We start from the raw sequence: 22,049 nt of genomic DNA, 5'->3' as shown, positions 1-22,049 counted from the left end.
ATCCGTTCGGATGGCCGCGCCCCGCTTCCCGGGACACGTCGCGACGTGTCGGCCCGCTCCGCCCGCTCAGCAGCCGGGAGGCTGCGCCGCGACCGGCCTGTCGATCCGCGCGTCGACAATGCGCGGATCATCGGCGGTGACGACGTGGACGCCGCCCGTCAGCCTCACGACGGCGCGCGACGTCGCGGCGCCCGGGAGCGACCGCCCGGTTCTCTCGCGCGCGCTCGTGATCGCCCCGTCGCCGTCCGCCGCGACGGTCGACGCCTCGGCGTGCGCCGCGACCCACACCTCCACGTCGCCCGGTTCGACGACGCGGCGCAGCGCGCGGTCGCTGAACGCGAACCGCGTCGCCGGCACGTCGAACTCGACGCGCGCCGACGCCCCCGGCTCGAGCGGCACGCGCGCGTACGCGAGCAGCTGCGCGACGGGGCGGGCGACGGAGCCGACGACGTCGCGTCCGTAGAGCTGCACGACATCGATGCCCGGGCGCCCTCCCGTGTTCGACACGACGACGGAGGCGCGGAAGCGGCCGTCGGTGGGAGCCGTGCCGTCGACCCTCAGGTCGTCGTAGGCGAATGTCGTGCCGGTGAGACCGAACCCGAAGGGCCGCAGCGGCGTCGAGTCGGCCGACGTGACGTCGGACGGCCCGCCGAGCCGCGGGTGCAGGTAGCGGTACGGCTGCGCGCCCGTCGACCGCGGCAGGGAGACCGGCAGACGGCCCGACGGCGCGACCGCGCCGGTGAGCACGTCGGCGATCGCCAGCCCGCCTCCCTCGCCGGGGAAGAACGCCTGCAGCACGCTCAGCGGCACCGCGCCGTCGAGAGCCCAGTCGATCGCATACGGCCGGCCGGTGAGCACGACGAGCGCGACCGGCGTCCCCGTCGCGGCGACTGCCTCGACGAGCGCACGCTGGGCGCCTGGCAGGTCGAGGGACTCCGCGTCGTTGCCCTCGCCCACGGTGCCGCGCCCGAAGAGCCCCGCCTGGTCGCCGACGACGACCACCGCCGCATCCGCCCCGCGCGCGGCGGCGACGGCCTCCGCGAAGCCCGACCGGTCGTCGCCTTCGACGGCGCAGCCGACGGCGTGCACCACGTCGCGCCCTGTCGCCTCGATCGCCTCGCGCACCGTGGGGATGGCGAACCCGAGCGGGTGGCCGGGATGGTGCGCGAGCACGTGGTTCGCGAACGAATAGCAGCCCTGCAGCGCCTCGGCGCGGTCGGCGTTCGGGCCGATCACGGCGACCCGGCGCGCATCCGCGAGCGGCGCGGGGTCGCCGTGCAGGAGGACGATCGATTCCGTCGCGAGCCGTCGCGCGATGTCGCGGTGCCGCGGCGTGTCGAGGTCGATCGACGTGGGCGGAGCGCCCGAGAAGGCCGCGGGGTCGAGCAGGCCCAGCTCCTCCTTCTGCATGAGCACGCGCCGGACGGCGCGGTCGACGAGCTCCTCCGGCACGGCGCCGGACCTCACGCGCTCGGCGAGCGGCGCGAGGTAGGCGTCGCCGTCTGGCAGCTCGACGTCGATGCCTGCGGCGAGCGCCTGGGCGGCGGCGTCGCCGCGATTCGCGGCGACACCGTGCATCACCTCGAGGAAGGCGACGGAGAAGTAGTCCGACACGACGACGCCGTCGAACCCGAGGCGCTCACGGAGCAGGTCGGTCAGCAGGGCGCCGTCGGCCGCGACGGGGATGCCGTCGATGTCGGCGTAGCTGTTCATGACCGACCGCGCCCCGCCGTCGCGCAGCGCCATCTCGAAGGGCGGCAGGTAGACGTCGGCGATCTCTCGCGGGCCGGCCGGCACGGGGGCGTGGTTGCGCCCCGCCTTCGACGCCGAGTACCCGAGGAAGTGCTTGAGGGTGGCGTGCACGCCCGCCCCCTGCAGGCCGCGCACATACGCCGTCCCGACCGTCCCGACGAGGTAGGGGTCCTCCCCGATGCACTCGTCGACGCGACCCCAGCGCGCATCGCCCACGACGTCGAGCACGGGCGCGAGCCCCTGGTGCACGCCGAGCTCCCGCATCGACTCGCCGATCGCCGCCGCCATCTCCTCGACGAGCGCGGGATCGAACGAGGCGCCCCACGCGAGGGGGGTGGGGAAGGTCGCCGCCTGCCACGCCGCGAGCCCCGTGAGGCACTCCTCGTGCACGAGGGCCGGGATCCCGAGGCGCGTCTGCGTCTGCAGCCGCCGCTGCTCGGCGTGCAGCCACGCCGCGCGCTCGGCCGGGTCGACGGGCCGCGTGCCGTACACGCGCGTGAAGTGGCCGATGCCGTCGCGGGTGCGGTCGGCGAGCGCCGCACCGGCGCCATCCGACGCCATCTCGCCCTGCAGGGGCGCGACGACCTCGCCGCCGCGGTCGATCCACACGCCCACGAGCTGGGCGAGCTTCTCGTCCAGCGTCATGCGCGAGAGCAGGTCGTCGACGCGGGCGCTCATCCCTTCACCGCCCCGGTGAGGCCGCCGACGATGCGGCGCTCGAAGAGGCTGAAGAACACGAGGGCCGGCAGCATCGACAGCGAGGTGAACGCGAGCACGCGCGCCGTGTCGACCGAGTACTGCGACGCGAAGTTCTGCACGCCGAGCGGCAGCGTGAACAGGTTCGGGTCGCTCAGCAGGAACAGCGGCAGCATGTAGCCGTTCCACGATCCGATGAACGCGAGGATCCCGGTCGTGATGACACCGGGAAGGCTCAGCGGCAGCACCATGCGGAAGAAGAAGCCGAGCCGCGAGGCGCCGTCGATCGATGCCGCCTCCTCGATCTCGGCGGGGATGGCGCGCAGGAACGGCACGAGGATGATGATCGTCGTGGGCAGCGCGAACGCGATCTGCGGCAGGATGACGCCGAGCAGGTTGTTCGTCAGCCCGAGGCTGCGCACGAGCAGGTAGAGCGGCGTGATGGCCACCGTCACGGGGAACATGAGCCCCGCGGCGAAGAGCGCGTACAGGGCGCCCTTGCCGGCGAAGTCGTAGCGCGCGATGACGTAGCTCGCCATGAGGCCGAGCGCCACGACCCCTGCCGTGGTGCCGAGCGCCGTGAGGGTCGAGCTGCCCATCGCCTGCCAGAACGACGCACTCGCGAGCACGTCGCCGTAGTTCGCGAGGTTCCAGGGGGCGGGGAGCCCCGCGGGGTCGGTCGTGATCTGCGCGTTCGTGCGGAATCCGCCGAGCACGATGTACAGCACGGGCCCCATGCAGATCGCGATGAGCACGACGGCGCACAGGTACGTGATCGCACGGGCGCCGCCGCCCGTGCGCCGTGCCGCGACCCGACGGCGCGCACGCGCTCCCGGGAGCACGAGCAGGGTCGTGGAGGTCACTTCTTCTTCCCCTCACCGCCCGTGAGGGCGCCTTCGGTGTCGCGCCGCAGCACGAAGCGCTGGTAGACGAGTGCGACGACGAGCGAGATGGCGAAGATCACGACGGCGACGGCGTTGCCGAACCCGTAGTTGCCCGCCATGTGCCCGTTCAGGTACATGTACGTCGCCATCGTCGACGTGCCGGCGGTCGCCGACACGTACTGGCCCCAGATGATGTTCACGAGGTCGAACAGCTGCAGGGCGCCGATGATCGACAGGAACGCCCAGATGCGGATGGTCGGTGCCAGCAGCGGCAGCGTGATGCTGCGCTGCATCTGCCAGAACGACGCCCCGTCGATCGCGGCGGCCTCGTAGAGCTCCTCGGGGATGCCCTGCAGGCCCGCGAGCATGAGGATGACCGCGAAGCCGATGTACTTCCACGTGATGATCGCCATCAGGGTCCACATCGCGATCGCAGGGTCGGCGATCCACGAGTTCTGCCACGCCCCGAGCCCGATGCCCGCGAGCAGGCCGTTGAGCGCGCCACGGTCCTGCAGCATGAGGCTCCATCCCGTGCCGACGACGACCTCGGAGATGACGTACGGCACGAAGATGAGGACGCGGATGAGCGAGCGCCCGCGGATGCGCTGGTTGAGCAGCAGGGCGAACAGGATGGCGAGCGGACCCTGCAGCACGAGCGAGGCGACGACGATGAGCCCGTTGTGCAGCACGGCGTCGCGGAACGTCGGGTCCTGCAGGATGATCGCGTAGTTCTCGAACCCCACGAAGTCGGTGGGCGGCCCGAAGCCCTTCCAACGGAAGAAGCCGTAGTACGCCGCCATCAGGACGGGGAAGATCACGAACGCGAGGAACATCACGACGGCGGGGCCGGCGAGCAGGGCGATCTCGCCGCGCTTGCGCCAGTCGGTTCGGCGAGGGGCCCGGCGGGCCGGCGGCGAGGCCGGTGCGGGTGCACCGACCTCGCGCGTCTCGAGAAGGGCGGCGGACATGTCGCGCATCAGCCCCGCGCCGCGGCGCCCTCGACCGCCTCGACGATGCCCTCGGGCGATCCGCCGCCGGAGAGCAGCTCGACCACCGCGGTGTTGAGCGCGTTGCCGACGCTCTGGCCGAGCAGCGTGTCGAGCCAGAGCACGACGTACGACGAGTCGTTGTAGGCCGCCATCAGCGGCTCGAGCGCCGGATCGGCGACCGCGCCCTGAGCGGACTTCGCAGCGGGGATGGCCTGGTACGCGGTCGCGTACTGCTCCTGCCACTCGGTCGAGGCGATGAAGTTGAGGAAGTCCTCGCACGCGCTCGGCGCATCGACGGCGCAGGCGAAGCCGTCGACGCCGCCCATCATCGCGGTCGGGTCTCCGTCGCCGCCGTCGACGGCGGGGAACGGGAACCAGCTGAGGTCGGCGAGCGGCTGCTCGTCGGGGGTGAGCGACGCGATGACGCCGACGTCCCAGCCGCCCATGAGCTCCATGGCCGCCTGGTGGTTGGCGACGAGGCCCGCGGATGATCCGGCGCCCTGCTGCGCCGAGGTCGTCAGGTAGCCGTCGTTGAACGGCTCGGTCGCCGCGAAGTCGGCGAGGTCCTCGCCTGCGGCGAGCCAGCAGTCGTCGGAGAAGTCGAGCGACGTCGCGACGTCGGTGATGACATCTTGTCCGCATTCGCGGAGGGCGAAGAAGTAGTACCAGTGCGCGGCGGGCCAGGCGTCCATGGCTCCGAGGGCGATGGGCTCGACGCCGGAGTCCTCGAGGGCGTCCGTCGCCGTCACGAGCTCGTCGAGGGTGGTCGGGGTCTCGGAGACGCCGGCGGCGGCGAACAGGTCCTCGCTGTAGAAGATGCCACCGGGCAGCACGGCGACGGGCAGGCCGTAGACGGATCCCTCGACCGTGAACGCGCTGAAGACGCCGTCGCCGTAGTCTGCGCGCACGTCGTCCGAGATGAGGTCGGTGAGGTCCTTGACGGCTCCCGCCGCGACGACGTCGGCGAGCTTGCCGCCGCCGCGCGCCATGAAGATGTCGGGCATGTCGCCGGAGTTGACGGCGGTCTGGAGCCGTCCGTCCATGTCCTCGTTCTGGATCGACTGCACCTCGATCGTCACGCCGGGGTTCTCCGCCTCGAACGCCGCCGTGGCGTCCTCCCAGTACTGCTTGCCGTCGCCCGTCGTGGAGTTGTGCCAGAACGTCAGCGTGACATCGCCGTCTGCGTCGCCGCCGCCGCCCGCCGCGCATCCGCCGGCGAGCAGCGCGAGCGCGCCCGTCGTCGCCGTGATCGTCAGGAACCTGCGTGCTCTCATCGGGTCTCTCCTCTTCGTCGAGTGGGCACCGCCGGCGCCGGGAAGCGCCGCCGCAGTCGAGAATGTCACCGCTCCCCACAAAATGTCAATCGTTATCGACATCGTTTTCGATATCGATTGCGAAACGCGTCCCGGATGCGCGCGGTCGGGCGCTCCGGGCGCTAGCGTGGTCGCGTGACCCCTCCGACCGACGTGCCAGCGGGCCGTGCGACCATCCACGACGTCGCCCTCGCCGCGGGCGTGTCCGCATCGACGGTGTCGAAGGTCATCAACGGCCGGTACGGGGTCTCGGCCAAGACCTCGGAGCACGTGCTGCGCGTCGTCGACGACCTCGGGTACGCCTCGTCGCTCATCGCCTCATCGCTGCGCCGCGGGCGGACCGACGTCGTCGGCGTGCTCGTGGCCGACTTCGAGCCGTTCGCGCTGGCCCTCCTCGAGGGCATCTCGGCTGCGCTGCACGGCAGCGGATACGACCTGCTCTCGTACGCCGGCAGCATCGCCGACGGCCCGCGGCACGAGGGCTGGGAGAGGCGCTCGCTCTCGCGTCTGGGCGGCACGCTGATCGACGGCGCCATCCTCGTGACGCCCACCGTCGAAGCGGCGGGGTCGAGCGTCCCGGTCGTCGCGATCGACCCGCACACGGGCGAGTCGCTGTCGCCGGCCGTCGCCGCCGACAGCCTCGCCGGCGCGCTGCAGGCCACGCGGCACCTCGTCGAGCTCGGCCACACGCGCATCGCGCATGTGCGGGGGCGCATCGACCTCGAATCGGCGCGGCTACGCGAGGAGGGGTACCGGCGCGCGCTCGCCGAGGCGGGCATCGCGTTCGACCCCGAGCTCGTGCGAGCGGGCGGCTACAGCACGGCCGAGACGACCGAGGCGGCCGCCGCCCTGCTCGACCTCGCCGACCGCCCGACCGCGGTGTTCGCCGCGAACGACCTCTCGGCGCTGCGGACGATGGAGGTCGCCCAGGAACGCGGGCTCCGCATCCCCGACGACCTGTCGATCGTCGGATTCGACGACATCCCCGCCGCCGCCTCGAGCGAGCCGACGCTGACGACCATCCGCCAGCCTCTGCGGGAGATGGGGGCGGAGGCGGTGCGCCTGCTGCTCGCACGGCTCGACGGCGATGCCGACGCCGCTCCGGAGCACGTGCAGCTGCCCACGCGGCTCATCGTCCGCGGATCCACCGCGCCGCGCCGCCACCGCCCCGGTCGTTGAGCAGGCGAGGAGCGACCGCGGCGAAACGCCGCGACTCGCTCCGCTCGCTCGACGACCGAGACGGCGCTCGCTCAGGGCAGCGTCAACTCGGCGACGCCGTCGACGGCCGGGACCGCTTCTCCGACGATGGGCGCGAGCGCGAACTCCGCGGTGCCATCCGACATCACGCGCACCGTCGACCCCGAGCGCACGACGCGGAAGCGGGCCTCGCGGTCCCCCGCCCCCGGCACGACGAGCTCGGTCTCGCCGTCGGGGCCGCCCGGGGCGACCCGCAGCACGAGGCCGTCGAGCAGATCGCGGTCGGCGCCGTCGGCGTGAACCGAGAACGGGATGACGGCCCCGGGCCGCGCGTAGACGGGGACGCTGTCGAACGCGTGGGTCTCGCGCCGCCATCCGCCCGTCGCGGTCTCGCCCGTCAGCAGGCTCGTCCACTCCCCCGCCGGCAGGTAGAACTCGACCTCGCCCGACTCCGACAGCACGGGAGCGACGAGCACGTCGGGCCCCAGCAGGTACTGGCGGTCGAGATAGGCCGCAGCGGGGTCGCCGGGGAACGCGAGCGCCATGGGGCGCATGACGGGCAGCCCCACCCGATGCGCCTCGAGGCCTGCCGCGTGCAGATACGGCAGCAGGGAGAGCTTGAGCCGCGTGAACAGGCGTGTCACCGACACGGCGCTCTGCGGATCGGCCTCGTCGCGCCCCTCCGCCTCGTCGAACAGCCACGGCACGCGGTAGCTCGTCGACCCGTGCAGACGGCTGTGGCTCGACAGGAGTCCGAAGGCGACCCACCGCTTGAACACGGCGGGATCGGGCATGCCCTCGAACCCGCCGATGTCGTGGCTCCAGAACCCGAAGCCCGACAGCGACAGCGACAACCCTCCGCGCAGGCTTTCGGCCATCGACGCGAACGTCGACGTGTTGTCGCCGCCCCAGTGAACGGGCATCCGCTGCCCGCCCGCCGTGGCCGAGCGCGCGAACACGACGGCCTCGCCCTCGCCCCGCACCTCCTCCAGCACGGAGAACACCGCCTCGTTGTAGCGCTGCGTGTACAGGTTGTGCATGCGCTCGGGATCCGACCCGTCGAAGTAGTCCACCTCGAGCGGGATGCGCTCCCCGAAGTCGGTCTTGAAGCAGTCGACCCCCTGGGCGAGCAGACGGCGCAGGTGCCCCTGGTACCACGCCGTCGCCTCCGGGTTCGTGAAGTCGACGAGCGCCATGCCGGCCTGCCACAGGTCCCACTGCCACACCGAGCCGTCGGGACGGGTGACGAAGTACCCCTCGTCCCTGCCCTCGGCGAACAGCGGCGAGCGCTGCCCGATGTAGGGGTTGATCCACACGCAGACGCGCAGGCCCCGCTCGTGAAGGCGGGCGAGCAGGCCATCGGGGTCGGGGAACACGCGAGGGTCCCACGCGAAGTCGCACCAGTTGAACTCGCGCATCCAGAAGCAGTCGAAGTGGAACGTGCCGAGCGGGATGTCGCGCTCGGCCATCCCCTCGATGAAGCGCGTCACGGTCGCCTCGTCGTAGTCGGTCGTGAAGCTCGTCGAGAGCCACAGCCCGAACGACCACGCCGGCAGCCGCGCGGGGCGGCCCGTGAGCGCCGTGTAGCGCTCGAGCACACCGGCGGGGGTCCCGCCCGCGAAGACGTAGTAGTCGAGCGACTCCCCCGCGACGGAGAACTGCACGCGCTCGACCGACTCCGACCCGACCTCGTACGAGACGTGCCCCGGATGGTCGACGAGCACGCCGTACCCGCGGCTCGAGAGGTGGAACGGCACGTTCTTGTACGACTGCTCGCTCGACGTGCCCCCGTCGGCGTTCCAGATGTCGACCGTCTGCCCGTTCTTCACGAGGGGGCCGAAGCGCTCGCCGAGGCCGTAGATCAGCTCGCCCACGCCGATCGACAGCTGCTCGTGGATGTACGACGCGGCATCCGGCACAGGGCCGCGGTCGATCGCGGCATCGGCCCGCACCGCGAGGTGGCCCAGCGACTTGTCGCCCGACCGGGTGAGCTCGCGCCCGGTCTCGAGGTCGTCGAACACGAGGCTCCAGGGCGCGCCCTTCGTGATCGTCGCCCGGATCCGACCGCTCGTGAGAGACGCCGCCTCCGCGCCGACGACGACGTCGCCGTGGCCCTCCTCCGCGCCCACGAGGTCGAACGACGCCCCGCGGCTCCCGCCCTGGTGGTGCTCGATGCGCACCCCGATGATGCCGGGCAGCGGCGAGTGCAGCGTGACGGTGAGCGTGGGCCGGTTGAGCGTGTCGCCCCGCCGCTCGATGACGCGCGTGGGCACCGTCGCGACGAGGGTGCGGCCGACCGGCTCGATGTCGTACGCCTCGCGGCCGTACTCGGCTGCGACGCCGTCGCGCAGCATCCAGAAACCGTCGGTGAACTTCATGGTGTGCCTGCTCCTGTCTCGTGCACGCCGCCGTGCCGTGTCTGCTGTCGTTCCGGGGCCCGCTCGGCGGCGACGCGCGATCCGTGCCGTCCGACGACGTCGGGTGCGCCCGTCCCGGGGAGGATGTCCGGAGCGCTCACGCGGCGGAGATCCCGATGCGCGCGCCGCTCGCGACGCGCACCACCGCCGTGCCTCCCGGGTCGAGGACGAGCCCGTGCGAGGCGTCGTCCCCCGTGAGGAGCTCGACGCCCTCCGCCGTGATCGCGACGGGGCTCCCGCCGTGGTGGAAGACGAAGACGAAGTCGGCAGCCGCTCCTCGACGGCGCACGGCGTCGAGACCGTACGCGCGCGCCCCGGGAACGTCCTCGGACACGCCGGCCTCGGCGGCCTGCGACGCCAGGAGCGCATCGCGCGACTCCTGGAGCAGCCGTGCGCCGACGTAGACGACGACGCCCTCGCCGCGCTCCGCGATCGTCGCGGCGACGGCTCCGGCGGCGGGTCCGTCCACGTAGCGCGCGAGCGCCGTGGCGTCGTCGAGGACGAGCGGCTCGATCCAGTCGGATGCGTGCGAGCCGTCGTCGAGCGCGGCCGTGTCGCCCGCTGCGAGGACGCCGATCTCCTCCGCGCCCGCTCCGACGAGGTCGCGCAGGCGGGCGGGGTACGCGCCGCCGCCGACGCGCTGCCGGCCGTCGACGAGGCCGGAGGGGGCGAGCACGACGAGCCTGCCACCGGTCTCGACGTAGCGCCGCAGCCAGTCCTGCGTGGCGTCGTCCACGGCGTAGAGCGCGGGGACGACGAGCAGGCGGTATCGGGATGCATCCGTCCCCGGGCGGACGAAGTCGGTTGCGATCCCCGCGCGCCAGAAGGAGCGGTGGGTCGCTCTGACCTCGTCGGAGTACGAGACGGCGTCGTTGGGGAGGTGCGGCGTCTCCAACGACCACCACCCGTCCGCGTGCCACACGATGCCGACGCGCGCGTCGACGAGCCTGCCGTCCTGCGGCGGCTCGACGACCTCGTGGAGGCGCTCGAGGATCTCCCCCAGCTCGACGACCGTGCGGAACGCCCTCGATCCGCCACCCGCATGCGGCACGAGCGCGCCGTGCCACTGCTCCGAGCCGCCGGAGCCCGCGCGCCACTGGAAGAACAGCGAGCTCTGCGAGCCGCGCGCGATGTAGCCGAGGGAGTCCTGAATCATGCGCGCGGGCGACTTCGCGTGGGTGCGGTCGCCGACGCGGATGCCCCGGCCGTTCTGCTCCATGAGCACCCACGGACCGCCGGCCCACGACCGCGTGAGGTCGGAGCCGTACGCGATGTGAGTGTGCCCGTCCGGCCCCGTGGTGTCGAGATAGTGGTCGATGGAGACGACGTCCTGCACGTCCGCCCATGACCACTGCTCGAGGTGGTTCCACGTCGGGAGCATGAAGTTCGTCGTGAACGGGGCGGTCGAGCCGGTCGCCCGGATCTCGTCGCGCTGCTCGACGAACGCGGCGCGCATCTCGTCGGAGGAGAACCGCCGGAAGTCGACCGCGAGGGCGGGGTTGTGGAGGTACTGGGTCGCGCGCGGCGGAAGCACCTCCTCCCATGCCCCGTACCGCTGCGACCAGAACGTCGTGTACCACGCCTCGTTGAGCGCGTCGAGCGTGCCGTAGCGCGCCCGCAGCCAGGTGCGGAACGCGCGCGCCGCGTGGGGGCCGTAGTCGAGGGTGCCGTACTCGTTGTGGATGTGCCAGCCGCGCAGCCGGGGGTGAGCGCCGTAGCGCTCGCCGAGCACGCGCGCGATGCGCCGTGCCGCCGCCCGGTACGCGGGCGCGCTCACGGCGTACGTGTCGCGCGAGCCGTGCGAGAGCACGACGCCGTCGGCACGGACCGGCATCGCGTCGGGATGCGCCTCCGTGAACCACGGCGGCGGCGACGCGGTGGGCGTCGCGAGGAAGAACCCGATGCGCGCCTCGTCGAGGAGGGCGATGATCTCGTCGAGCCATGACGTGTCGTACTCGCCCTCGCGCGGTTCGAGCAGCGCCCACGAGAACACGCCGAGCGTCACCGTGTTCACCTTGGCGCGGCGCATCAGGTCGATGTCCTCGCGCCAGGTCTCGCGCGGCCACTGCTCCGGGTTGTAGTCGCCGCCGTACAGCAGCGCGTCGGGTGCATACGTCATCCTTTGAGCCCTCCGCTCACGAGGTCGAGTCGCCAGTAGCGCTGCAGGACGAGCATCATCACGATGAGCGGGATGATCGACACGGCGGCGCCGATGATGGCGAGGCTGTAGAGCGAAGGGGTCCCCGACCCCTTCGACAGCAGGGTGTACAGGCCCACCGTGAGCGGGTACATCCGCTCGTCGGAGAGCATGATGAACGGCAGCAGGAAGTTGTTCCAGATGCCGACGAACTGGAGGAGGAAGATCGTCACCATGCCGGGGACCATCATCGGGAGGGCCACGGAGGTGAAGATCCTCACATCCCCTGCGCCGTCGATCCGCGCCGCCTCCATCATCTCGGAGGGGATGGCACTGGCCGCGTAGACGCGCGCCAGGAAGATGCCGAACGGCGAGATGAGACAGGGCAGCAGCACCGACAGATGCGTGCCGGCGAGCCCGACCTTGGTCATGAGGAGGTACTGCGGGATGGCGAGCGTGATGCCCGGCAGCAGGACGCCGGCCAGGATGGCGTAGAACCACACCTGACGTCCCGGGAACTCGTACTTCGCGAGGGCGTAGCCCGCCATCGTCGACACGAGCGTCGAGAGCACGGCGCCGCCGCCGGCGTACAGCACGCTGTTCGCGGCCCAGACCCCGAACTGCCCGCCGCCGTAGGAGAAGAGATCCGCGAGGTTGTCGAGGAGGCCCGTGCCGGGGGCGAAGGTGAACGTCGTGAAGAGCTCGGAGTTCGTCTTCGTCGATGCGATGACGACCCACAGCACCGGCACGAGGCAGTAGATCGCGCCGAGGAGGAGCACGGCGCTGGCGAGCACCGACGGCTTCTGGCGGCGGCGGGGCGCGATGCTCGACTCGACGACGACGCGAGAGGGCCGCGGGGCGGTGAGGGTGCTCATGCGTTGCCTCCGAACGAGCGGCGCTGGGTGGCGCGCAGCAGGACGATCGAGATGATGAGGGTGCCGAGGGCGAGCACGACCGACGATGCGGCGGCGAGGGAGAGGTCGTCGCGCGCGAACGCGTCGCGGTAGATCTTCATGAGCGGCACCCAGGTCTGCGAGATCTCGTTCGTCATCGGGCGGAGCGTCGTCGGCTCGCCGTACACCTGCAGCGTGCCGATGAGCGAGAAGAGGCCGGTGAGGACGAGGGCCGGGCCGACGAGCGGGATCTTGATGCGCCAGGCGATCGTCCACTCGCTGGCGCCGTCGATGCGGGCCGCCTCGTAGATCTCGCCGGGGATGCCGCGCAGCGACGTGTAGATGATGATCATGTTGAATCCCACGCCGCCCCAGATGGCGATGTTGGCGATCGCCGGATAGAGGCCTCCCCCTGTGAGCACGACCACGTCGGGTAGCCCCAGCTGCTCCAGGATCCAGTTGAGCGGGCTCGTCGACGGAAGGTAGAGGAATCCCCACAGGAGGGAGGCGATCACGCCCGGCACGGCATACGGGATGAAGATCGCGGTGCGCGAGAACCGCGCCGCCCTGACGCGCGGCAGGTCGAGCAGCAGGGCGAAGAGGAGCGCGAGCCCGAGCGTGAGCGGGACGGCGATGAGCCCGTACACGGCGAGGCGTCCGAATCCCGCGAGGAACTCGGCGTCGGTGAAGGTGCGGAGGTAGTTCTCGAAGCCGACCCACGTCTCCTCGCGGACGCCGAAGGGGCCCGTGCCGCCGACCCGGAGGCCGCGGAAGGAGAGGTATACGGCGTACACCATGGGGATCGCCAGGAAGGCGAGGAAGAGCGCTCCTGCGGGCAGGAGGAAGAGGTAGGGCGCGAGCCAGCGACGGCGGGCGCGGCGGGAACGGGGATGCGTGGTCGGCTCGGCGACGGCGCTCATGGCAGGTCCTCTCGGATGGGAGACGCGGGCGGCGGCTGCGCCGCCCGCGCCCTCACGTCACTGGACGTCGACGGTGAAGCCCGACGTCTCCATGTCGTCCGCGACGACACTCTCCGTCTCCGAGAGGGCCTCGGCGAGCGGGGTCCCGTTCGTGACGGCCGCTGACATGGCGTCCTGGAAGGCGGTCGAGGCGACGTTGACGTTCGGGCCCCAGCTGATCTCGGGGATCGTGTCCGCGGCGATCGCGGCGGCGATCTCCCAGTAGTCGTCCTGCCCCTGCATGAGAAGGGGCGGTTCGCTGCCGATCGTGAGCTGCTGGCCGGCGAGCGAAGCCGGGTAGGTCCCCTGCTCGATCTGGATCGCCGCCGCCTCGTCGGAGGTGGCGATCCACGCGGCGAACTCCGCTGCGGCCTCGGCGTGCTCGGACGACGTCGTGACCACCGCGGCCGATCCGCCCTGGAACGCCACCGCCGTGTCCCCCTCTGTCCACTGCGGGAGCGGCGCGAGCGCCCACTGCCCTGCCATGTCGCCCGCGACGCCGTTGACGACGCCCGCGGCCCACAGGCCCGCGGGCCAGGAGAGGACGTCGCCGGCGTTGAGGCGCGCGTTCCACTCGGGGGTCAGGAGCGGCTCGGCGAGCACGAGGTCGCGGTCGATGAGGTCCTGCCAGTAGTCCGCCACGGCCACGGATGCCTCGTCGTCGAAGTCGACCGTCCAGGCGTCTCCGTCGACCGACCACCATTCGGCTCCGGCCTGCTGCGCGAACCCGGCGAATCCGCCGAACTCCGCCGGCGCGAACGTGGTGATGTAGGCGTCGGGGTCGGCGGCGCGCACGGCCTCGGCGGCCGTCGCGAACTCGGCCCACGTCGTCGGGACCTCGATGCCGAGCTCGTCGAACCGCGCCTTGTTGTACGTGAGCGCCTGGGGACCGGCATCCTGCGGCACGCCGTAGCTCACGCCGTCGAACGTCGCCTGGCTCCAGACACCCGCGGCGAACTCGTCGGAGAGATCGCCCGTGTACGCGCTGATGTCGGACGCGACACCCGCGACGATCATCGCCGGCAGCGTGTTGTACTCGACGAGGGCGACATCGGGTGCGTTGTCGGCGCGGGTCGCGGTGACGAGCTTCGCCGACGAGTCGGAGCCGCCGCCCGCATCTGTGTGACGCACCTGGATGTCGGGGTGCGCGGCGTTCCACGCGTCGACGAGCGGCTTCTGCGTGGTCCCCCACGCCCAGTACTCGAGCGTGATCGGCCCGCCGGAACCCGTCGAGTCGCCCTCGCCGCCCGCGCATCCGGTGAGGGCGAGGCCCGCGATGACGAGGCCGACGCCGGCCGCTGTGACTCTGCTGCGCTGCATGGAGCATCTCCTTTGACGTGCGGACGCCGGGCGTGATGTCGGGTTGAGAGCGGTGCCACGGCGTTGCCCGTTCATTATGTAGCGCTTTGAAACAAAATGTCAACGTGAGAAGATCCTCACGCCTGCACGGCGCGCGAAAGCGCTCCGAGACCCAGAGGGACCGGATGTGCGAGCCCGGGAGATCAGACCAGGGCGGTCATCGCCGTCACCGCCGCGCCCCAGGCGTAATCGGTGAACGCGAACGGCTGCAGCGTCACCTGCGGCGCCTCCGACGCCGGGTCGAGGCGGGAGCGCACGGCGAGCTCGACGACATCGGGATGGAGCTCGGCGACCGCCAGCCCCTCGCCCGTCACGATGATCCGCTCAGGGTCCACGAGGTTCACGAGGGCGGCGATGACGGCGCCGAGTGCCTCCGCGGCGTCGCGGAACGCCCGCTCCGCCGCGGGCTCGCCGGCGCGCGCGCTCTCCAGCGCCTCCCAGAACGACGCGGTGCCGGCGTTCCGCAGGATGGCCGCGACCGTGACGTATGCCGATACGCAGCCGGCATGGCCTGCATCGCAGCGCGCGTCACCTCGACCGACAGGCAGGTGGCCCACCTTGCCCGGATGCCCCTTCGCGCCCGCCACGGCGTGGTCGCCGACGACGATGCCGCAGCCGATGCCCGCTCCGAGGCCGATGACCGCGAGCGACGAGGCACCCACGCCGGCCCCGAACCAGTGATGCGCGGAGGTGAGCGCCTGGACGTCGTTGCTCACCGCGACGGGGAGCCCCGTCGCGCGCATGACGAGTTGCTCGATGGGCACCTCGTGCCAGCCGAGGAAGTCGGAGCCGACGACGACGGCTCCCGCTCCCGCGTCGCGCCGGACGTCGCCGGCGAGGCACACGCCCATGGCCGCCACCCGCGCGAACCGTGAGCGCAGGCGGTCGGCTGTGCGGGCGATGACGGCGACGACATCGGCGACCTCGCGCGTCACGAGCGGCTCGCCCTCTGCATGGAGCACCGCGCCCCCGAGGTCGACGACCGCGGCGTAGAGGGCGTCTCCTGTGAGCTTGAACCCGAGGAACGCGGCCGCCTCGGGGACGATCTGGATGGTGTCGGACGGCCGGCCGCGCCCTTCTGCCGGGGCGGCGGCGGCCTCGCGCACGAGTCCCAGGTCGCCGAGCTCGCGCGTGAGGCGGCTGAGGCTCGCGCGCGAGAGCCCCGAGCGGCGGGCGAGCTCCGCCCGCGAGCGGCTGCCGTGGATCAGCACGTCGAGCAGGATGACGCGCTGGGCCTCCCGCAGCTCGGGCCAGGTCGACACGGGTCCTCCGGTGGCTGCGCTCATGAGTCGATTATGTCTCTCATCGAGACGAAAGACGGCCGGCGACACTCACCGTCTGTCCTCGGAGCGGGCTCGCGCCAGCGAGCCGCGGTCGACGTACACCGGGGCGATGCGATGGTGTGGTCCCGGTGCCTCGCCGCGGATCGCGGCGAGGACATCGTCGACGGCGAGGCGGCCCATCTCCTCGATCGGAAGCGTCGACCCGCTCAGCCCCTGCGAGAGCCGGGCGGGATCGTAGCTCGCCGCGGCGGCGTAGAGCGACACGTCCGCAGGGGCGCGCACGCCACGCTCAGCGAGCCGGCGCATCGCCTCGTCGACGACGGGCTCGTTGCAGTGGAACACGATCGCGGTGAGGTCGGGCGCCTCGCCCAGGAGGACGTTCACGGCCTCGGCACCCGAGCCGCGCTCGATGCCCGCCCAGTGCCGCACGACCCGGATCCCGCGTCGCGCGGCCGCCTCCCCGAGCGAGTGGTCGAAGCGCCCGATGAATCCCGTGTGGCGTTCGACATAACCCCGGGGATGACCGATGACCCCGACCACGCGGTGTCCGGCATCCGCCAGACGGGCGACGGCATCGCGCCCGGCCTCCTCGAAGTCGAGGTCGACGCAGGCGACGCCCTCTGCGTGCTCGGGGATGCCGATGAACGCCGCAGGCATCCCCAGCGAGCGGATGAGAGGCAGCCTCTCGTCCTCCTCTGCCACGCCCATCATGACCACGCCGTCGACGAGCGAGGACGCGCCGACGCGCCGGATGCCGCTGATCTCGTCGTCGCGCGCGAGCAGCAGGACGTCGTGGTCGTGTCGACGCGCGGCCTCCACGACGGCGGAGACGAAGCGCATATGGGTGGGAAGGTGGCCGTCGGCCCGCAACGGGGCGCTGAGAGCGAGGATCTGCGTGCGGGCCCCCGCCAGCATGCGGGCCGCCGCGTGGGGGCGGTAGTCGAGCTGCGCGACGGCGGCGTCGATCCGCTCGCGCGTCGCGCGCGAGATCGATCTCTTGCCGGACAGCGCGTACGACACCGTGCTGATCGACACGCCTGCGAGCTTCGCGACGTCGCTGATGGTCGCCATCCCCGCTCCTGTCGCCCTGCGCCGCGATCCCTCCCGGGATTTTACGTGCTCGCCGCGGGCGGCCTGCGCCATCGGGCGGCTCACGGCGCGGCGGCGACGAGCACGGTGTCCTCGTCGGACGACAGCACCAGGTCGTGGTCGGCGCCCCCGTGCCGCACGCGCGCGGGGCCGCCCCGCCCCGGGAGCGCCCGCAGCCGCGCCTCGACGAGCATCCTCCGCCGCCAGACGAGCGAGACGACGATGCCGGGCCGCGCGACGAGCCCCGAGACGGCGCCGTCGTCGAGCCCGGGCGGAAGGCACGGCAGCAGCTCGACGAAGCCGCGATGGCTCTGCAGGAGGCACTCCGCGACGGCCGCCGTGAATCCCAGGTTGCCGTCGATCTGGAACGGCGGATGGGCCGCGAGCAGATTGGCGTAGAGCCCGCCGGCTTCGCCTCCCTCGACGCCGCGTGCGTCGCGGAAGAACAGCTCGACGAGCGCGCCGACGCGATCGGAGCGGCCGAGCCGCGCCCACAGCGCCGCCTTCCACGCGAGCGACCATCCCGTCGAGTCGAGCCCGCGACGGTCGAGCGACCGCGCGGCCGCCTCCGCGAACGCGTCGTCGGCCGCGTCGCCGGGGAAGAGCGGATACAGATGGCTGACGTGACGGTGGTGCGGGTCGACGGCGTCGGGGTCGCCCTCCCACTCGACGACCCCGCGCGCGGTCGCACGCGCGGCGGCCGGGGGGATGCGCGCGCGGGCGGCGCGGGCCTCTTCGACGAGCGGGTCGCCGTCGGGCCCGAGCGCGCACACGGTGTCGAGGATCTCCGCGGCGAGCGCGAGGTCCATCGTGCTCGACACGCCGAGCGCCGTCTCCCCGCCGTCGCGCGTGCGCAGCAGGTTCTCGGGTGACGTCGACGGCAGCGTGCCGAGGGAGCCGTCCGGCCGCTCGACGAGCAGATCGAGCGCGAACTCCGCTGCGCCGCGCGCGAGGGGACGCAGCGTCGCCTCGACGAAGTCCTCCGGTGCCGATCCGAAGCGCTCGTGCTCGACGAGGTGCCGTACGAGCCATGCCCCGGCCCACGGCCAGTAGGCCCACGAGGGGTCGCCGTGGCCGCAGCCGACGCCGGCGGTGAAGGCCCAGGCGTCGCTGTTGTGGTGCGCCGCCCAGCCGCGCGCGCCGAAGTCGTGCGCGGCCGTGACGGCTCCCCGCTCGGCGAGCGCCTCGGTGAAGCGGATGAGCGGCTCGACCGTCTCGGGGAGCGCCGTCGTCTCGGCCGCCCAGTAGTTCATCTGCGTGTTGATGTTGAGCGTGTAGTTCGAGCTCCACGGCGGCCGCATGTCGGCGTTCCACAGACCCTGGAGGTTCGCCGGGAGACCGCCGGGCCGCGAGGACGACATCAGGAGGTAGCGGCCGTAGTCGAACAGCGTCGCGACGAGATCGGGGTCCGACGCCGCGACGGATCCCGCCGCGCGCGCCGCGGCCATCCGCTCGCGCGTCGTCCCCGGGCGCGCGGGGCCGGCATCGAGCTCGACGCGGTCGAACAGCGCGCCGTGCGCGGCGACGTGGTCGGCTCGCAGCCGCGCGAATCCCGCGGCGAGCGCCGCGTCGACGCGCTCGCGAGCCCGCCGCTCGGCGTCGTCCGCCGACGACAGCGGCGCCGTCGGCCCCGCGTACGTCGACTCGATCGCGACGACGACGAGCATGCGATCGCCCTCGGACCGTGCACGCACCACGACGACGGCCTCCACGGTCTCCCCCGGTCCTCGTGGCCAGACCGCGGCCGCACGTGTCGGCTCGTGCCCTGGCGCGACGTCGAGGGGCGCTCGCAGCCGCACGACGAGCCCGTCGGGGTCCTCACGGCGCGTCGTCTCGACGAGGGGCGAGGTGAACGAGAGGGCGACACCGGGGGCGGTCACGGCGTGCACGACCACCTGCGCCGGAGCCGACGCGAACGTCTCGGCCGACACGGCGCCCGACGACGCGCGATGGACGCCCGTCGAGAGGTCGAGAGCCCGCTCGACGCCCTCCGCCTCATCGCCGCCCGCGATCACGAGCCGGCCGACCGGCAGGAACGCCTGTCCGTACGCCGATTGGCGCCGCTGCAGCAGCGCGGTGGCGTCGTCGACCCGCCCGGCGTCGACCGCGAGCCGCGCGTCCTCGAGCAGACGCCGTGCCTCGGCGGCGTCGACGGGGCGCTGCGCCTCGTCCCGCAGCGGGCCGCCCGACCAGACGGACTCCTCGTTGAGGTCGATCACGGCGGGGAAGCCGCCCCACGCCATCGCGCCGAGCCGTCCGTTCCCGAGCGGCAGCGCTTCGAGCCATCCGGCGGCGGCCCCCGCGAACCGCAGGCTTCGTCGTCGACCCATGCGCGCTAGTTTGTCGTTCTGCAGAACAAAACTCAACACCCGTTCGACTCGAGTGGCTCGCCGGACACGGATGGTGATAAGTTCTAGCCAACAACATTTCACCGACGACGCTGAAGGCGGATTCCCCATGTCGCTCACCCCCACCCCGGCCGACAAGTTCTCGTTCGGCCTCTGGACCATCGGCTACAACGGCACCGACCCGTTCGGCGGACCCACGCGGCCCGCGCTCGACGTCGTGCACGCGGTCGAGAAGCTCGCCGAGCTCGGCGCCTACGGCCTGACGTTCCACGACGACGACCTCTTCGCGTTCGGATCCTCCGACGCCGAGCGGCAGACGCAGATCGACCGGCTGAAGGGCGCCCTGGCCGCGACGGGCGTCGTGGTGCCGATGGTCACGACCAACCTGTTCAGCGCGCCCGTCTTCAAGGACGGCGGCTTCACCTCCAACGACCGGCAGGTGCGGCGGTTCGCCCTGCGCAAGGTGCTCCGCAACATCGACCTGGCCGCCGAGCTCGGCGCGCAGACGTTCGTCATGTGGGGCGGCAGGGAGGGCGCGGAGTACGACTCCGCGAAGGACATCCGCTCGGCCCTCGAGCGCTACCGCGAGGCCGTCAACCTCCTCGGCGACTACGTCACCGACAAGGGCTACGACATCCGGTTCGCGATCGAGCCGAAGCCGAACGAGCCGCGCGGCGACATCCTCCTCCCCACGCTCGGCCACGCGATCGCGTTCATCGACTCGCTCGAGCGCCCCGAGCTCGTCGGCCTCAACCCCGAGGTCGGCCACGAGCAGATGGCGGGTCTCAACTTCACGGCCGGCATCGCGCAGGCGCTGTTCCACGGCAAGCTCTTCCACATCGACCTCAACGGCCAGCGCGGCATCAAGTACGACCAGGACCTCGTCTTCGGCCACGGCGACCTCCACAACGCGTTCTCGCTCGTCGACCTCCTCGAGAACGGCGGCCCCGGCGGCGTGCCGGCCTACGACGGCCCTCGCCACTTCGACTACAAGCCGAGCCGCACGGAGGACGAGAACGGCGTGTGGGACTCCGCCGCCGCGAACATGCGCACCTACCTCCTCCTCAAGGAGCGGGCCGCTGCCTTCCGCGCCGACCCCGAGGTGCAGGAGGCGCTCGCGAGCGCGAAGGTGCTCGAGCTCGCCGAGCCGACCCTGAACGCGGGCGAGTCGTACGACGACCTCCTCGCCGACCGCTCCGCGTTCGAGGACTTCGACGCCGCCGCGTACCTCGGCGGCAAGGGCTTTGGCTTCGTCCGCCTGCAGCAGCTCGCCACCGAGCATCTGCTCGGCGCGCGCTGAGGGGCGAGCGGATGGCCCTCGTCGCGGGTGTCGACTCCTCCACGCAGAGCTGCAAGGTCGTCGTGCGCGACGTCGCCACGGGCGATGTCGTCCGGACGGGCCGCGCAGGCCATCCCGATGGGACGGAGGTCGATCCGGCGCACTGGTGGACGGCGCTGGGCGCGGCCCTCGCCGACGCGGGCGGCCTGGACGACGTCGCAGCCGTGTCGATCGCCGGTCAGCAGCACGGGATGGTCGTGCTCGACGCCGCGGGCGAGGTCATCCGCCCCGCGCTGCTGTGGAACGACACGCGCTCGGCGGCCGCCGCGGCCGACCTCGCCCGCGAGGTCGGCGCAGCGGCGTTCGCCGAGCGCGCCGGCCTCGTGCCCGTCGCCTCGTTCACGGCGACGAAGCTGCGCTGGCTCGCCGACCACGAGCCGGAGAACGCCGGGCGCGTGGCGGCCGTCGCCCTCCCCCACGACTGGCTGACGTGGCGCCTGCGGGGATACGGGCCCGCGGGCGCCTCGCGCCTCGGACCCGTCCTCGACGAGCTCGTGACCGACCGCTCCGACGCGAGCGGCACGGCGTACTTCGATCCGGCCGGCGGCTCCTACGACCGCGAGCTGCTGTCGCTGGCCCTGCGTCGCGACGGCGCGGACATCGTGCTGCCGCGCGTGCTCGGGCCGTCCGAGCACGTCGACGGGCCGGGCTTCGTCGTCGCCCCGGGCGCGGGCGACAACGCCGGCGCCGCCCTCGGGCTCGACGCCAGGGCGGGCGACATCGGCGTGTCGATCGGCACGTCGGGCACGGTCTTCGCGGTGACGGATGTCGCGGTGCGAGATGCGACCGGGACGGTCGCGGGGTTCGCCGATGCGGCAGGCGGGTTCCTCCCCATCGTGACGACTCTCAACGCGGCGCGCGTCCTGGATGCGACGGCCGCGCTGCTCGGCGTCGACCACGCCGAGCTCGCCCGGCTCGCGCTCGCCGCCGAACCGGGGGCGGGCGGTCTCGTGCTGCAGCCATGGTTCGAGGGCGAGCGCACGCCGAACCTGCCCGACGCCACCGCGACGCTGTTCGGGATGACGCTCGCGGCGACGACGCGCGAGAATCTCGCGCGCGCCGCCGTGGAGGGCGTGCTGTGCGGCCTCGCGGAGGGGCTCGACGCCATCCGCGCGCACGGCGTGGAGGCGCGCCGCGTGCTGCTCGTGGGCGGCGCGGTGCAGAACCCCGCCGTCCAGGCGGTCGCGGCGCAGGTTCTCGACGCGCCCGTCGTCGTCCCGGAGCCCGGCGAGTACGTCGCGCTGGGCGCCGCCGTGCAGGCGGCGTGGGCCCTGACCGGCGAGCGCCCGTCCTGGCCCGTGCGCCTCTCCGCCGAGCTCGCGGCCGACCCGCGGCCCGTCGTGCGCGCGCAGTACGCGGCTCGGCGGTGAGCCGGCGGCCGCCGGGGCCGTCCC

General features: G+C 72.5%; 15 protein-coding genes. 3 read left to right on the top strand and 12 right to left on the bottom strand.

What is annotated here, in order from left to right; genetic code table 11:
• Nucleotides 1-66: 66 nt before the first annotated feature.
• Genes ACWGPF_RS07105 through ACWGPF_RS07090 form a run of 4 tightly spaced genes read right to left on the bottom strand, consistent with a single transcriptional unit; the run spans nt 67 to nt 5,595 of the window.
• Nucleotides 67-2,430 (bottom strand): beta-xylosidase/alpha-l-arabinosidase, encoded by a 2,364-nt coding sequence (locus ACWGPF_RS07105; RefSeq protein ID WP_452332160.1) that lies wholly within the window; start codon nt 2,428-2,430, stop codon nt 67-69.
• Entirely contained in the window at nt 2,427-3,311 is an 885-nt protein-coding gene (locus tag ACWGPF_RS07100) for a carbohydrate ABC transporter permease (RefSeq protein WP_452332159.1), read from the bottom strand. The genes ACWGPF_RS07105 and ACWGPF_RS07100 overlap by 4 nt, the downstream gene beginning before the upstream one ends.
• The gene (locus ACWGPF_RS07095; protein ID WP_452332158.1) at nt 3,308-4,300 is read right to left on the bottom strand and encodes a carbohydrate ABC transporter permease; all 993 of its coding nucleotides are present in this window, start codon (nt 4,298-4,300) and stop codon (nt 3,308-3,310) included. Before ACWGPF_RS07095 ends, ACWGPF_RS07100 begins: the two co-directional genes overlap by 4 nt.
• Nucleotides 4,301-4,308: 8 nt before the next feature.
• The gene (locus ACWGPF_RS07090) at nt 4,309-5,595 is read right to left on the bottom strand and encodes an extracellular solute-binding protein (RefSeq protein WP_452332157.1); all 1,287 of its coding nucleotides are present in this window, start codon (nt 5,593-5,595) and stop codon (nt 4,309-4,311) included.
• A gap of 174 nt (nt 5,596-5,769) precedes the next feature.
• On the opposite strand from ACWGPF_RS07090, the gene ACWGPF_RS07085 reads away from it, so the two are divergent.
• Nucleotides 5,770-6,813, top strand: coding sequence for a LacI family DNA-binding transcriptional regulator (locus tag ACWGPF_RS07085; RefSeq protein WP_452332156.1), 1,044 nt, complete (start codon nt 5,770-5,772; stop codon nt 6,811-6,813).
• A 71-nt stretch (nt 6,814-6,884) separates the two neighbouring features.
• Here the strand turns inward: ACWGPF_RS07085 and yicI are convergent, their stop codons facing one another.
• The 8 genes from yicI to ACWGPF_RS07045 form a co-directional block, all read right to left on the bottom strand.
• On the bottom strand, nt 6,885-9,209 hold the full coding sequence (gene yicI / locus ACWGPF_RS07080; RefSeq protein WP_452332155.1) for an alpha-xylosidase: 2,325 nt from the start codon (nt 9,207-9,209) through the stop codon (nt 6,885-6,887).
• A gap of 136 nt (nt 9,210-9,345) precedes the next feature.
• A complete protein-coding gene (locus ACWGPF_RS07075) occupies nt 9,346-11,367 on the bottom strand; it encodes a beta-galactosidase (protein WP_452332154.1) in 2,022 nt (673 codons plus the stop codon).
• Nucleotides 11,364-12,260, bottom strand: coding sequence for a carbohydrate ABC transporter permease (locus ACWGPF_RS07070; RefSeq protein ID WP_452332153.1), 897 nt, complete (start codon nt 12,258-12,260; stop codon nt 11,364-11,366). The genes ACWGPF_RS07075 and ACWGPF_RS07070 overlap by 4 nt, the downstream gene beginning before the upstream one ends.
• Nucleotides 12,257-13,198, bottom strand: coding sequence for a carbohydrate ABC transporter permease (locus ACWGPF_RS07065; protein ID WP_452332152.1), 942 nt, complete (start codon nt 13,196-13,198; stop codon nt 12,257-12,259). Before ACWGPF_RS07065 ends, ACWGPF_RS07070 begins: the two co-directional genes overlap by 4 nt.
• A 57-nt stretch (nt 13,199-13,255) precedes the next feature.
• Nucleotides 13,256-14,557, bottom strand: a complete 1,302-nt coding sequence (locus ACWGPF_RS07060; protein WP_452332151.1) for an ABC transporter substrate-binding protein — start codon at nt 14,555-14,557, stop codon at nt 13,256-13,258.
• 182 nt (nt 14,558-14,739) lie between these two features.
• Nucleotides 14,740-15,882, bottom strand: a complete 1,143-nt coding sequence (locus ACWGPF_RS07055) for an ROK family protein (protein ID WP_452332150.1) — start codon at nt 15,880-15,882, stop codon at nt 14,740-14,742.
• A 45-nt stretch (nt 15,883-15,927) separates the two neighbouring features.
• Entirely contained in the window at nt 15,928-16,950 is a 1,023-nt protein-coding gene (locus tag ACWGPF_RS07050; protein ID WP_452332149.1) for a LacI family DNA-binding transcriptional regulator, read from the bottom strand.
• Between the two features lie 80 nt (nt 16,951-17,030).
• Nucleotides 17,031-19,298 (bottom strand): glycosyl hydrolase family 95 catalytic domain-containing protein, encoded by a 2,268-nt coding sequence (locus ACWGPF_RS07045; protein WP_452332148.1) that lies wholly within the window; start codon nt 19,296-19,298, stop codon nt 17,031-17,033.
• A 127-nt stretch (nt 19,299-19,425) separates the two neighbouring features.
• On the opposite strand from ACWGPF_RS07045, the gene xylA reads away from it, so the two are divergent.
• Nucleotides 19,426-20,616: a xylose isomerase gene (gene xylA, locus ACWGPF_RS07040; protein WP_452332147.1), complete on the top strand. Its 1,191-nt coding sequence runs from the start codon at nt 19,426-19,428 to the stop codon at nt 20,614-20,616.
• 11 nt (nt 20,617-20,627) lie between these two features.
• Nucleotides 20,628-22,025, top strand: coding sequence for a xylulokinase (locus ACWGPF_RS07035; protein ID WP_452332146.1), 1,398 nt, complete (start codon nt 20,628-20,630; stop codon nt 22,023-22,025).
• Nucleotides 22,026-22,049: the final 24 nt, after the last annotated feature.

The organism is Microbacterium sp. NPDC055683 (genome assembly GCF_053617895.1).
Note: the sequence above shows the minus strand (reverse complement) of the source record. Positions and strands in the feature narration are given on the sequence as shown.

Bases quoted from the DNA above. Each gene is read 5' to 3' on its own strand.
- ACWGPF_RS07050 (WP_452332149.1), bottom strand. From the start codon at position 16,950: ATGGCGACCATCAGCGACGTCGCGAAGCTCGCAGGCGTGTCGATCAGC.
- ACWGPF_RS07095 (WP_452332158.1), bottom strand. From the start codon at position 4,300: ATGTCCGCCGCCCTTCTCGAGACGCGCGAGGTCGGTGCACCCGCACCG.
- ACWGPF_RS07055 (WP_452332150.1), bottom strand. From the start codon at position 15,882: ATGAGCGCAGCCACCGGAGGACCCGTGTCGACCTGGCCCGAGCTGCGG.
- ACWGPF_RS07105 (WP_452332160.1), bottom strand. From the start codon at position 2,430: ATGAGCGCCCGCGTCGACGACCTGCTCTCGCGCATGACGCTGGACGAG.
- ACWGPF_RS07075 (WP_452332154.1), bottom strand. From the start codon at position 11,367: ATGACGTATGCACCCGACGCGCTGCTGTACGGCGGCGACTACAACCCG.
- ACWGPF_RS07045 (WP_452332148.1), bottom strand. From the start codon at position 19,298: ATGGGTCGACGACGAAGCCTGCGGTTCGCGGGGGCCGCCGCCGGATGG.
- ACWGPF_RS07035 (WP_452332146.1), top strand. From the start codon at position 20,628: ATGGCCCTCGTCGCGGGTGTCGACTCCTCCACGCAGAGCTGCAAGGTC.
- ACWGPF_RS07070 (WP_452332153.1), bottom strand. From the start codon at position 12,260: ATGAGCACCCTCACCGCCCCGCGGCCCTCTCGCGTCGTCGTCGAGTCG.
- ACWGPF_RS07090 (WP_452332157.1), bottom strand. From the start codon at position 5,595: ATGAGAGCACGCAGGTTCCTGACGATCACGGCGACGACGGGCGCGCTC.
- ACWGPF_RS07065 (WP_452332152.1), bottom strand. From the start codon at position 13,198: ATGAGCGCCGTCGCCGAGCCGACCACGCATCCCCGTTCCCGCCGCGCC.
- yicI (WP_452332155.1), bottom strand. From the start codon at position 9,209: ATGAAGTTCACCGACGGTTTCTGGATGCTGCGCGACGGCGTCGCAGCC.
- ACWGPF_RS07060 (WP_452332151.1), bottom strand. From the start codon at position 14,557: ATGCAGCGCAGCAGAGTCACAGCGGCCGGCGTCGGCCTCGTCATCGCG.
- xylA (WP_452332147.1), top strand. From the start codon at position 19,426: ATGTCGCTCACCCCCACCCCGGCCGACAAGTTCTCGTTCGGCCTCTGG.